The 12,446-nt window shown below is 65.2% G+C and carries 12 protein-coding genes; 9 read left to right on the top strand and 3 right to left on the bottom strand.

The annotated features are described in order from the left end of the window. Positions 1 to 117: 117 nt before the first annotated feature. Together HT578_RS03720 and HT578_RS03715 are read right to left on the bottom strand one after the other, a co-directional pair. Positions 118 to 468 (bottom strand): cell division protein ZapA, encoded by a 351-nt coding sequence (locus HT578_RS03720; protein WP_213502210.1) that lies wholly within the window; start codon positions 466 to 468, stop codon positions 118 to 120. Further along, on the bottom strand, positions 465 to 692 hold the full coding sequence (locus HT578_RS03715; protein WP_039392964.1) for a hypothetical protein: 228 nt from the start codon (positions 690 to 692) through the stop codon (positions 465 to 467). Before HT578_RS03715 ends, HT578_RS03720 begins: the two co-directional genes overlap by 4 nt. A 213-nt stretch (positions 693 to 905) precedes the next feature. On the opposite strand from HT578_RS03715, the gene tkt reads away from it, so the two are divergent. The 6 genes from tkt (at position 906) to thiE (ending at position 7,566) form a co-directional block, all read left to right on the top strand. Further along, positions 906 to 2,894, top strand: coding sequence for a transketolase (gene tkt, locus HT578_RS03710; RefSeq protein WP_213502209.1), 1,989 nt, complete (start codon positions 906 to 908; stop codon positions 2,892 to 2,894). Between the two features lie 15 nt (positions 2,895 to 2,909). Continuing rightward, entirely contained in the window at positions 2,910 to 3,917 is a 1,008-nt protein-coding gene (gap, locus tag HT578_RS03705) for a type I glyceraldehyde-3-phosphate dehydrogenase (protein ID WP_039392967.1), read from the top strand. A 5-nt stretch (positions 3,918 to 3,922) separates the two neighbouring features. After that, the gene (locus tag HT578_RS03700) at positions 3,923 to 4,399 is read left to right on the top strand and encodes an MOSC domain-containing protein (RefSeq protein WP_239026472.1); all 477 of its coding nucleotides are present in this window, start codon (positions 3,923 to 3,925) and stop codon (positions 4,397 to 4,399) included. Then, a complete protein-coding gene (locus HT578_RS03695) occupies positions 4,396 to 5,595 on the top strand; it encodes a phosphoglycerate kinase (protein WP_213502208.1) in 1,200 nt (399 codons plus the stop codon). The genes HT578_RS03700 and HT578_RS03695 overlap by 4 nt, the downstream gene beginning before the upstream one ends. 266 nt (positions 5,596 to 5,861) lie before the next feature. After that, positions 5,862 to 6,773, top strand: a complete 912-nt coding sequence (locus HT578_RS03690) for a fructose bisphosphate aldolase (protein ID WP_213502207.1) — start codon at positions 5,862 to 5,864, stop codon at positions 6,771 to 6,773. Positions 6,774 to 6,912: 139 nt separating this feature from the next. Further along, positions 6,913 to 7,566 carry a thiamine phosphate synthase gene (gene thiE, locus HT578_RS03685; RefSeq protein ID WP_213502206.1) on the top strand — a complete coding sequence of 218 codons (654 nt, stop codon included), beginning with the start codon at positions 6,913 to 6,915 and terminating at the stop codon, positions 7,564 to 7,566. A gap of 26 nt (positions 7,567 to 7,592) precedes the next feature. Here thiE and HT578_RS03680 read toward each other — a convergent pair whose 3' ends face one another. Then, positions 7,593 to 8,699, bottom strand: a complete 1,107-nt coding sequence (locus tag HT578_RS03680; protein WP_213502205.1) for a helix-turn-helix transcriptional regulator — start codon at positions 8,697 to 8,699, stop codon at positions 7,593 to 7,595. 10 nt (positions 8,700 to 8,709) lie between these two features. On the opposite strand from HT578_RS03680, the gene cysD reads away from it, so the two are divergent. From cysD to HT578_RS03665, 3 genes are read left to right on the top strand one after another with little or no spacing between them, the layout of a single operon-like run. Continuing rightward, complete coding sequence (gene cysD / locus HT578_RS03675) at positions 8,710 to 9,720, top strand: sulfate adenylyltransferase subunit CysD (protein ID WP_213502204.1); 1,011 nt, start codon at positions 8,710 to 8,712, stop codon at positions 9,718 to 9,720. After that, on the top strand, positions 9,720 to 11,657 hold the full coding sequence (gene cysN / locus HT578_RS03670; protein ID WP_213502203.1) for a sulfate adenylyltransferase subunit CysN: 1,938 nt from the start codon (positions 9,720 to 9,722) through the stop codon (positions 11,655 to 11,657). Before cysD ends, cysN begins: the two co-directional genes overlap by 1 nt. Before the next feature lie 5 nt (positions 11,658 to 11,662). Continuing rightward, a complete protein-coding gene (locus tag HT578_RS03665) occupies positions 11,663 to 12,394 on the top strand; it encodes a 3'(2'),5'-bisphosphate nucleotidase CysQ (protein WP_039395224.1) in 732 nt (243 codons plus the stop codon). The last annotated feature ends 52 nt before the right edge of the window (positions 12,395 to 12,446 follow it).

Here is a 12,446-nt window from a genome sequence, read left to right as displayed (position 1 = left end):
CAGGTGGGGGCCATGTACGTCGGACCACGGTCCGGGCAGGGACAGCCCCCTAGGATTGCTTATAGCCTCAGGGATGTTCGAACGGCTCGTGCCGGGCAGATCCCGTCGCGCGCCTAATTAGAGATCCTTTGCCGCATCCTCAAGTGGCGTCTCGAGCAGGTCGGCAAGTTTTTCCATCTTTTCGGCAATCCGCGTGAGGCGCGCTGTCTCTTCCGGATCCGGGGCAGGGGGCTCGGTGTCCGCGGGAGCGGGTGTCGCGGTGCCTGCGCTGCGCTTCAATTCGTCGTTCTCGTCTGCGAGAAGGAGGGCGGCGAACAGAAGCATCCGCGCTTCCGATAGCCCGCGCGCATTGGCGGCATCGACCTTGTCGGCGATGACCTTGCCGAGCGCGCGGACATGCTCTTCCTCCCCCGGGCCACAGCCGACGAGGAAGTCGCGTCCGCCGATGACCAGTTCGACGTTGTTCATGGTGCGCTTCCTTCGATCAGCGTATCGAGCTCACCCAGCGTCTCCTCGACGCGGGCGCGAAGCGCGCCGTGGCGCTGGAGGAGAGCGTCCTCCGCGCGCAGGCGGTGCGCACAGGCGCTCTCGATGCGGGCAAGGGCGGCTTCGATCCGGGCAAGGGGGGAGGCGTCGGGGGCCTCGCCCGTCTCGGCGGACGGCGCGGGCAGGACAGTTTCTGTCTCTTCCATGGTGTCTCGCTATCGCACTTGTCGCAGAACGCAATCGTCTCGGCGCGTTTGTTCACAAGCCAGCCTGTATCGCAGGGCAATTGTGCGCATGTCCAGGATTGGGCTGGACGGCGCATTTCCGGGGTGCTGAACTTGACGACGGTGCGGCCTGCCCTAAAGGGGGTCGGCAAGTCCGAATCATAGTGTAATAATCCGTTTTCCGGAGCCAGTCTGATGACCCTTGCCCCCGCCCGCCTCGCGCCGATGGCCAATGCCATTCGCGCGCTTTCCATGGACGCGGTCCAGGCGGCGAACTCTGGCCACCCCGGCATGCCGATGGGCATGGCCGACGTTGCCACCGTTCTCTACGCCAAGCACCTCAAGTTCGATCCGAAGAACCCGCAGTGGGCCGATCGCGACCGCTTCGTGCTGTCGGCGGGCCACGGCTCGATGCTGATGTATTCGTTGCTGTACCTCACCGGGTACGAGAGCCCGACGATCGAGGACATCCGCAACTTCCGCCAGATGGGCAGCCCTTGCGCGGGCCACCCCGAGAACTTCCTGCTCGAAGGCGTGGAGTGCACGACCGGTCCGCTCGGCCAGGGCCTGGCGATGGCGGTCGGCATGGCGATGGCCGAGCGTCAGCTTAACGCAACCTTCGGCGATGACCTCGTTGACCACAACACCTGGGTCATCGCGGGCGACGGCTGCCTCATGGAAGGCATCAACCACGAGGCGATCGGCCTCGCCGGCACGCTGGGCCTGGGCAAGCTCAAGGTCCTGTGGGACGACAACGACATCACCATCGACGGCAAGACCGGCCTGTCGACCTCGGAAGACATCCCCGCGCGCTACCGCGCTTCGGGTTGGGACGTCTTCGCGTGCGACGGCCACGACTTCGCCGACATCGAGCGTGCGCTGGCCGAGGCCGCGGCTTCGGACAAGCCTTCGCTGGTCGCCTGCAAGACCGTCATCGGCAAGGGCGCGCCCAACAAGCAGGGCGGCTCGGGCGTCCACGGCTCGCCGCTCGGGGCGGACGAGATCGCGGCAGCGCGCGAAGTCCTGGGCTGGAGCGCGGAACCCTTCGTGATCCCCGAGGACATCCTTGCCGACTGGCGTTCGCTCGGTGCCAAGGGTGCCGAGGCGCGCGAAGCCTGGGAAGCGCGCAAGGTCGCGAACCCCGAGGCGGCCGAGTTCAGCCGCCGCATGGCCGGCGAACTACCGGACACCGAGGAAGTCGCCAGGACCTTCGCGGGCTGGCTGGAGGGCGATGCCAATGTCGCCACCCGCAAGGCTTCGGAAAACTGCCTCAACGTGCTCGCTCCGGCGCTGCCCGAGATGATCGGCGGTTCGGCCGACCTTACCGGCTCGAACAACACCAAGGCCAAGTGCCAGGAGCCGTTCACGGCCGAGAACTACGCCGGTCGCTACGTCTATTACGGCATCCGCGAATTCGGCATGGCCGCGGCGATGAACGGCATGGCGCTGCACGGCGGCGTGATCCCCTACGGCGGCACGTTCCTGATCTTCTCGGACTACTGCCGCAACGCGATCCGCCTTTCGGCGCTGCAGCAGGTCCGCGCGATCTATGTGCTGACCCATGACAGCATCGGTCTTGGCGAAGATGGTCCCACCCACCAGCCGGTGGAACAGGTCATGTCGCTGCGCCTGATCCCGAACCTCAACGTCTTCCGCCCGGCCGACGTGATCGAGACGGCGGAGTGCTGGAACATCGCGCTGCAGACCCAGGAAACGCCCTCGGTCCTCGCGCTGACCCGCCAGAACCTGCCGCAGCTGCGCACGTCGGGCGAGATGCTCTCGGCGCGCGGCGCCTACACGCTGCGCGCGGCGGAAGGGGACCGCAAGGTCATCCTCATCGCCAGCGGTTCGGAAGTCGAGCTGGCCTGCACCGTGCGTGACGAACTCCAGGCCCAGGGCATCGGCGCGGACGTCGTCTCGATGCCGTGCATGGAACTCTTCGACGCGCAGGAAGAGGCCTACAAGCACGAAGTGCTGCCCCACGATCCCTCGATCCTCAAGGTCTCCATCGAGGCCGGCACGACGATGGGTTGGGAGCGCTACACCGCGACAAGCCGCAATGGCGGCCTCAATATCGGTCTGGACCGTTTCGGCGCGTCGGCCCCGGCCCAGGACCTGTTCGCTCGCTTCGGCTTCTCGGCCGCTTCGATCGTTCCCAAGGTCCTCGAAAAGCTTAGCGTCTAAGGAGGAGATTTGAATATGGCGACCAAGGTTGCGATCAACGGTTTCGGACGTATCGGGCGTCTTGTGGCCCGCGCTATTCTCGAACGTCCCGACTGCGGTCTGGAACTGGTCTCGATCAACGACCTGGCCGACACCAAGTCGAACGCTCTCCTCTTTGGCTTTGATACCACGCACGGGCGCTTCCCGGGTACGGTCGAGGCCGGTGAAGGCAAGATCATCGTCAACGGCAAGGAAATCGCCGTGACCGCCGAGCGCAACCCGGGTGACCTGCCGCACGCCGCGCAGGGCATCGACATCGTGCTCGAGTGCACCGGTATCTTCCAGTCGAAGGAGGCCTCGCAGCCCCACCTCGACGCCGGTGCCAAGCGCGTTCTGATCTCGGCTCCGGCCACGGGCGTCGACAACACCGTCGTCTTCGGTGTGAACCACGAGACGCTGACGGCCGACCACATCGTCGTGTCGAACGCCTCGTGCACCACCAACTGCCTGGCGCCCGTTGCCAAGGTGCTGAACGACACCGTCGGTATCGAGCGTGGCTTCATGACCACGATCCACTCGTACACCAACGACCAGCGCATGCTCGACCAGATGCACAAGGATCTGCGTCGCGCCCGTGCAGGGGCCGCCAACATGATCCCGACCACCACCGGCGCTGCCCGTGCGGTCGGTCTCGTGCTGCCGGAACTCAAGGGCAAGCTCGACGGTTCGTCGGTGCGTGTCCCGACCCCCAATGTTAGCCTCGTCGACCTGTGCTTCGTGCCCCAGAAGGACACGACGGTCGAAGAGATCAACGCGGCGCTCAAGGCGGCTGCCGAAGGTCCGATGAAGGGCGTTCTCGCCTACACCGACCAGCCGCTGGTCTCCTCGGACTTCAACCACTACCCGGCCTCGTCGACCGTCGACAGCCTGGAAACGGCGGTCATGGAAGGCAAGTTCGTGCGCGTCGTGTCGTGGTACGACAACGAGTGGGGCTTCTCGAACCGCATGCTCGACACCGCAGGAGCGATGGCGAAGTTCCTCTGAACGAGATGTCGGCTCACGGCACGCTCCAGGGCATTGCGCGGCGAACGCGTTCGCGTGCGCCCATGGAGACCGTGCCGCAGGCCGAAGTGACAATCGCCGCGGGAATCCAGGGGGATTCCCGCGGCGTTGCACGTGAGGGCAAGGTTCCGCGCCGCCAGGTGGCGCTGATCGAGGCCGAAAGTTGGCAGGCGGCGATGGACGAACTCGGGCTCATGCCGGGCATGGAACTGCCCTGGTACGCGCGCCGGGCGAACCTGTGCGTGGCGGGCCTGCGTCTCCCGCGCGAAGCGGGCCGCGTGCTCGCGATCGGGCCGACCTGCCGGATCGAGACAACCCTGGAATGCGATCCATGCAGCCGCATGGACGAGATAGCGCCCGGGCTCATGGCCGCGCTGACGCCGGACTGGCGTGGCGGCGTGCTGGGCCGGGTCATACGCGACGGACCCGTCTCCGTCGGTGACGAGGTGAGGATACTTAGATGAGCGCTTTCAAGACTCTGGATGACCTTGGCGATGTGGCTGGCAAGGTTGCGCTGGTGCGCGTGGACCTGAACCTGCCGATGCAGGACGGGCTCGTGACCGACGCGACCCGCATCCGCGCCGCGGTGCCCACCATCAACGACCTTTGCGCCAAGGGCGCGAAGGTCCTGTTGCTCGCACACTTCGGCCGCCCCAAGGGCGAGCGCCACTCGCAGATGTCGCTCTCGATGGTCGTGGGCGCGGTCGAGAAGGTGCTGGGCAAGGAAGTGATGTTCGTGCCCGAGATCGCCGGTGATGTCGTCGCGCAGACGGTGGGTATCCTCAAGGGCGGCGATGTCGCCATTCTCGAGAACACCCGCTTCTGGAAGGGCGAGGAAAAGAACGATCCCGAACTGGCCAAGGCAATTGCGGCCAACGCCGATTTCTACGTGAACGACGCCTTCTCGGCCGCGCACCGTGCGCACGCCACCACCGAAGGTCTCGCCCACGTGCTTCCCGCATATGCGGGCCGTTCGATGCAGGCCGAACTCGAAGCGCTCGACAAGGCGCTGGGCGCGCCGGAGAAGCCGGTGGCGGCGGTCGTGGGCGGCGCGAAGGTCTCGTCCAAGCTCGACGTGCTCAAGCACCTTGTCACACAGGTCGATCACCTGATGATCGGTGGCGGCATGGCCAACACCTTCCTTGCCGCGAAGGGCGTGGACGTGGGCAAGTCGCTGTGTGAGCACGATCTACTGGACACCGCCACGGACATCCTCGCCAACGCCGAGGCGAGCGGGTGCACCGTGCATCTGCCCTACGAGGTGGTGGTCTCCAAGGAATTCGCGGCCAACCCGGAATCGCTGCGCACCTGCAACGTGCACGAAGTCGCCTCTGACGAGATGATCCTCGATGCCGGGCCGCTCGCGGTCGAGGCTCTGGCCGACGCGCTCAAGACCTGCCGCACGCTGGTCTGGAACGGCCCGCTTGGCGCCTTCGAGATGGAGCCCTTCGATGCCGCGACCGTCTCGCTGGCCCGCACGGCCGCTGCGCTCACCATCGAGGGCACGCTGACGTCGGTCGCGGGCGGCGGAGACACGGTCTCGGCTCTGAACCACGCTGGAGTGGCTGAGGACTTCTCGTACATCTCGACCGCGGGCGGTGCTTTCCTGGAATGGATGGAAGGCAAGGAACTGCCTGGCGTCGCGGCGCTCTCGGCCTGACAGGTCCGGGCCGCGAGGAACATCGCGGCCCATCATTCTGCGCTGCAGCGAGGGTGGAGGGCAAGGAAGCCGGATCCACGAGGAGGCGTGATCCGGTCGCTCGGCTCTCGGCATATTGGCTATTCGCCGTAACCTGGCCCCCACCCACCCCGGTGCGGAGGTATTGTATCCTCGCGATACATGGTTGCACCTTTGCCGCAGTTGCGAATTTCTCAGGCGGGCTCTAGCCTGCCATCCACACGACGCATGACTTGAGGAGGAGTTTTATGCAGGTTTCGGAAATGACGGCCAAAATGGCCGACGGTGACGGTTTTATCGCCGCGCTGGACCAGAGCGGCGGGTCGACCCCCAAGGCGCTCAAGGGCTATGGCATCGAGGACGATGCCTGGGCCTCGGAAGAAGAGATGTTCGGCCTCATCCACGAGATGCGCAGCCGCATCATCTCCTCGCCGGTCTTCACGGGCGAGAAGGTCATCGGTGCGATCCTGTTCGAGCGCACGATGGACGGCACCGTGGGCGGCGTGCCGACTCCGGCCGCGCTGATCGCCAAGGGCATCGTGCCCTTCATCAAGATCGACAAGGGTCTTGAGGACGAGGCCAACGGCGTGCAGCTGATGAAGCCAATGCCCACGCTCGATGCGCTGCTCGAGCGTTCCAGCGCGCTCGGCGTCTTCGGCACCAAGGAGCGTTCGGTGATCCACTCGGCCAACGCCGAAGGTATCGCCGCCGTGGTCAAGCAGCAGTTCGAAATCGGCGCGCAGGTCATCTCGCACGGCATGATGCCCATCATCGAGCCCGAGGTGAACATCAAGAGCGAGACGCGCGCGGATTGCGATACGATCCTCTGCACGGAAATTCTCAAGAACCTCGACGCGCTGCCCGAGGGGCAGAAGGTCATGCTCAAGCTCTCGCTGCCGGTCGTGCCGGGCACGTTCGACGCGCTCGTCGATCACCCCAAGGTTCTGCGCGTGGTGGCGCTTTCGGGCGGTTTCTCGCGCGACGAGGCCTGTGTTGAACTGGCCAGGAACAAGGGCATCATCGCCAGTTTCAGCCGCGCGCTTCTGTCCGAACTGCGCGCGCAGATGAGCGACGACGAATTCGACGCCGCGCTCGGCGAGGCGATCGATGCGATCTACAAGGGCTCGACCCAGAAGGTCGCGGCGGCTGCCGCAGCCTGATCTCCGCCGCGGCGTGCTGGCCGCGCCATGACGGAATAGGCGGGGCGCTTTCCTCTGGGAAGGCGCCCCGTTTCGTTTCGGTTTGGCCCATGTCGCGAGGCGCTTCCCTTGGAGAGCGGATTTTCCTAAGGGACAGGTCATGACCGACGACACCGATATCGAACGCGAACCTACGCAGCTTTACCTGATTTCGCCGCTGGAGGTGGGAGGCGACTTCCCCCAGCGCCTGGAGCGTGCGCTCGACGCTGGAGAGGTCGCGGCTTTCCAGTTTCGCGTGAAGGATATCGACCAGCATGAGGCGGTGCGTCTGGCTGAGCCTTTGCAGGCGATCTGTGCCGCGCGGGGCGTGGCTTTTATCGTCAACGATTCGATCAGCCTCGCCAAGCGCCTCAAGGCCGATGGCGTGCATCTGGGGCAGGACGACGACACCGTCGAGGAAGCGCGCAAGGCCCTGGGCACGGATGCGCAGATCGGGGTGACCTGCCACGACAGCCGTCACCTCGCCATGGAAGCGGGCGATGCAGGCGCGGATTACGTTGCCTTCGGAGCTTATTTCCCGACGACCACGAAGGAAACCAAGCACGTCGCGGGCACGGACCTGCTCGAATGGTGGCAAGTCATCTTCGAGATTCCGTGCGTCGCCATCGGCGGCATCACGCCGGAAAACTGCGTGGATCTGGTCCGCAAGGGCGCCGACTTCATCGCGGTTTCGGGCGCAGTCTGGAACGGGGATGAGGCTGAGGCTGTGGCCGCGTTCACCAAGGCCATTGCCGAGGGCATGGCCCCGGCCTGATCGGCTATCCCGGCGTGCAAGGCCGATCAGGTCATGTGCGCTGTGCCCTCCAGGATCCGCCGCACCAGTTCGGCTTTTCCGCGCACGCCCAGCTTGGCGTAGATGCGCTTGGAGTAGTTGCGCGCCGTCTCGACGGTCAGGCCCATGGCCTGTGCGGCTTCGGCAATGCTGAGCCCTTCCGATAGTTTCAGCGCCAGTTCGGCCTCGCGCGGGGGCAGGGCGTGCAGGGCGGTGAGGCGGGCCTGGGCGTCGTCTGACGGCGCGTGGGGGAGGGCGAAGACGGCGAGAAAGCGCGCCGTGGTCGCTGGGGGCGGGTCATCGTCCAGCGCGATGCGTTGCACGAGGGCTTCGACCCGCGGGGAATCGCTCAGGAGCACAGGCCGCGGCGCGGCTGCCTTATCCCGCGCGAGCTCGTCGATTGCGCTGAGCAGTCCGCGTTCGGCTGGACGCGCTAGGCCAAGGAGGCGCTCCCCTCTGCGTGGAGGCTGGCCGTAAGCCGCGCTCCACCATGTCTGTGTTTGCGCACTGAGGTCGACGAGGCGGCCGTCGGCATCGAAGGTCATCCAGCCATTTCCCGAGCGCGCCATGCCGGCCGCGTTGATCCGGGCACTGTCACGCGCGGCGTCGAGATCCCGTCCCGAGCGCAGCGCTTCGGCAACGTAGGGCGCAAGATTTGACAGCAGGGCGCTGTCGCTCGCGCTGCAGGGGCTCGTGCGGGCAAGCACCAGCCAGGCATCGAGACCGGGATCGGCGAGGATACGCACGATCCGCTCGTCGGCCAGGCCAAGGTCGCGCAGTTCGCGCCAGCGCTGAGCCCTGAGCACCGGGTCGTGATCGACCAGTTCGCCCAGGGCGTAGACGCGGCCGGGACGCAGGCTGTCGTAGTGGGCGCGGTCGAGGTCGAACAGCGCCGAACTGCCTGTGACTGGGCTTCCGGTCGGAAGAGGATCTCCCGCGTGAAACTCGGTGATCGGAGCTTTGCCGAGGTCGCCCTGGCGCGTGAGAAGGGCAATATAGCGCGCGCCGGTGCGCCGCCGCAGGCGCTCCAGGAACGTGGAAAAGCGCGGCGTTTCGCGCATGGCCCCCAGCAGCGGGAGCAGCAGATCTGTCTCGTCGGAGCTTGTCAGGGCCATACCCTCCCATATGGGAGGTTCGCGCCGCTGTCATCCCTGTAGGTTCAGGCTATTCCCGTCCCCAGGCGCTGTCGCCCGGGGGACGCGCACGGCTCGAAGAGGGAGTTCGATGAAGAAACTGACGCATCTTGAAAGGCTGGAAGCGGAAAGCATCCAGATCATCCGCGAGGTCGCCGCCGAGGCCGACAAGCCGGTCATGCTCTATTCGGTGGGCAAGGACAGCGCGGTGATGCTCCACCTTGCGCGCAAGGCCTTCTATCCCTCGCCGCCGCCGTTCCCGCTACTCCACGTCGACACGACCTGGAAGTTCAAGGCCATGTACGACCTGCGCGACAAGATGGCCGAGATGTCGGGCATGGAACTGCTCGTCTACAACAACCCCGAAGCCAAGGAAAAGGGCATCAACCCCTTCGACCATGGCTCGCTTCACACCGACATGTGGAAGACCGAAGGGCTGAAGCAGGCGCTCGACAAGTACGGTTTCGATGCCGCTTTCGGCGGGGCCCGCCGCGACGAGGAAAAGAGCCGCGCCAAGGAGCGCATCTTCTCGTTCCGCACGTCCTCGCACGGCTGGGACCCGAAGAACCAGCGCCCCGAGCTGTGGAACCTCTACAACGCGAAGAAGGCGCGCGGCGAATCGATCCGTGTCTTCCCGATCTCGAACTGGACCGAGCTCGACGTGTGGCAGTACATCCGCCTCGAGAACATCCCCATCGTGCCGCTCTACTTCGCTGAGAAGCGCCCGACCTTCGAGTGGGAAGGTGGCCTGTTCATGGCCGATGATCCCGAGCGCCTGGAAAAGGTCCTGGGCTACATGCCCGAGATCACCGAGAAGTCGATCCGCTTCCGCACGCTCGGCTGCTTCCCGCTGACCGGCGCGGTCGAGAGCGAAGCCTCGACGCTGACCGAGGTCATCCAGGAGACGCTCCTGACCACCACCAGTGAGCGGCAGGGCCGCGTGATCGACAAGGATGCCGGCGGTGCCGGTATGGAAGTCAAGAAGCAGCAGGGGTACTTCTGATGGCCGATATCGAGACCAAAGAGTCCGCATACGTCGTCGACAAGCTGATCGCCGAGGACATCGACAGCTATCTCGACCAGCACGAACACAAGACCATGCTGCGCTTCATTACCTGCGGCAGCGTGGACGACGGCAAGTCGACCCTGATCGGGCGCCTGCTCTACGATTCGAAGATGATCTTCGAGGACCAGCTCGACGCGCTCGCCAACGACTCCAAGAAGGTCGGCACGCAGGGGCAGGAGATCGACTTCGCGCTCCTCGTCGACGGCCTCGCCGCCGAACGTGAGCAGGGCATCACCATCGACGTCGCCTACCGCTTCTTCAACACCGAGAAGCGCAAGTTCATCGTCGCCGACTGCCCGGGCCACGAGCAGTACACGCGCAACATGGTGACCGGCGCCTCGACCTCGGACCTCGCCGTCATCCTGATTGACGCGCGCAAGGGCGTGCTCGTCCAGACGCGCCGTCATAGCTACCTCTGCAAGCTTCTGGGCGTGAAGAACATCGTCCTGGCCGTCAACAAGATGGACCTCGTCGACTACAGCCAGGAGGTCTTCGACAAGATCCTCGCCGACTACCGCGAGTTCGCCGAATCGATCGGCATCGAGAACTTCACGGCGATGCCGATCTCGGGCTACAAGGGTGACAACATCACCACGCTTTCCGAGAACACGCCCTGGTACAAGGCCCCGGAATACGCCGGTGTTCCGCTTATCGAGCACTTGGAGACCGTCGAAGTCCTGACCTCGGACGATGCGGACAAGCCGTTCCGCATGCCGGTGCAGTGGGTGAACCGTCCCAACCTCGACTTCCGCGGCTTCTCGGGTCAGATTGCGACCGGCGTGGTCAAGCCCAAGGACAAGATCCGCGTCCTGCCTTCGGGCAAGACCAGCACCGTCTCCAAGATCGTCACCTTCGATGGCGAACTGGAAGAGGCCGGGGCCGGTCAGTCGGTGACGATCTGCTTCGAGGACGAGATCGACTGCTCGCGCGGTTCGGTGATCTCGGTCGCCGATGCGCCGCCGCAGACCGCCGACCAGTTCGAATCGACCTTCGTGTGGATGGCGGACGAGGCGATGGTGCCGGGCCGTGCCTACTGGATGAAGATCGGCACGCAGATGGTGTCGGCCTCGGTTGCCGAACCCAAGTACGAGATCAACGTCAACACGATGGAAGAGCTGGCGGCCAAGACGCTTGAGCTTAACTCCATCGGCGTGGCCGAGATGACGACCGACAAGCAGATCGTCTTCGAGCCCTACACCGAGAACCGCCAGCTTGGCGGCTTCATCCTGATCGACAAGATGACCAACGCGACGGTCGCGGCGGGCATGATCAACTTCAGCTTGCGCCGTTCGCAGAACGTCCACTGGCAGGCGGTCGACATCAGCCGCACGCAGCACGCCGCGCTCAAGAACCAGAAGCCGGCCGTGCTGTGGTTCACGGGGCTCTCGGGTTCGGGCAAGTCGACGATTGCCAACATGGTCGAGAAGAAGCTGCACCGGATGAACCGGCACACCTTCCTGCTCGATGGCGACAACGTGCGCCACGGTCTCAACAAGGACCTGGGCTTCACCGAGAGCGACCGCATCGAGAACATCCGCCGCGTGGGCGAGGTCTCCAAGCTGATGACCGATGCCGGCCTGATCGTGATCACCGCGTTCATCTCGCCGTTCCAGGCCGACCGTGAGCTGGTGCGCGCGATGCTGCCCGAGGGCGAGTTCCTCGAGGTCTTCATCGACACGCCGCTCAAGGTTGCCGAAGCGCGCGACGTGAAGGGCCTCTACAAGAAGGCGCGTGCCGGTGAGCTCAAGAACTTCACGGGCATCGACAGCCCCTATGAAGCTCCGCGCAATCCTGAAATCCGCATCGACACGACCAAGCTTTCGCCTGAAGAGGCGGCGGACCTGATCGTCGACACGCTGCTGGGAGACGTCTGATGACGATGACCGACGGCGACCTTGCGGCGCATCTCGCCAACGTTGCGGGCAAGATCCTCATCGAGGTGCGCGAATCCGGCATGTTCGAGGGCAAGTCCCTCGGCAAGGCCGGCGACCAGACGGCCAACCAGTTCCTCGTTCACGCGCTGCGCGAGCAGCGCGCCGAGGACGGCCTTCTCTCCGAAGAAGAGAAGGACAATGCCGAGCGTCTCGCCAAGGAGCGCGTGTGGATCGTCGACCCGGTCGACGGGACACGCGAATATGGCGAAGCGCGCGCCGACTGGGCGGTCCATGTCGGCATGGCGGTGAACGGCGTGCCGACCCTGGGCGCGGTCGCGCTGCCAGGGGCCGACATGGTGCTGCGTTCGGATCAGCCGGGTGAAATCCCGGCTGCGCCCGAGAAGCTGCGCATGGTGGTCAGCCGCACGCGTCCAGCCAAGGAAGCGACCGGCGTGTGCGAGGCCATCGGCGGCGAGCTCGTCCCGATGGGCTCGGCGGGCGCCAAGGCCATGGCGATCCTGCGCGGCGAAGCAGACATCTACCTGCACTCGGGCGGCCAGTACGAGTGGGATAGCTGCGCGCCCGCAGCGGTCGCACTGGGCTGGGGCCTTCATGCCTCGCGCATCGATGGCAGCCCGCTCGTCTACAACCAGGAAGACGTCTACATGCCCGACCTGCTGATCTGCCGGAAGGAGCATGCCGAGATGGTGCTGGAGAAGGTCAAGGCCTTCCTCTGACACCCATGTCCACGAAAACGTGAAAGGCCCGTCCCGGGATGCCGGGGCGGGC

Origin of the sequence: Novosphingobium decolorationis, assembly GCF_018417475.1 — a bacterium.
GTDB lineage: Bacteria > Pseudomonadota > Alphaproteobacteria > Sphingomonadales > Sphingomonadaceae > Novosphingobium > Novosphingobium decolorationis.
Note: the sequence above shows the minus strand (reverse complement) of the source record. Positions and strands in the feature narration are given on the sequence as shown.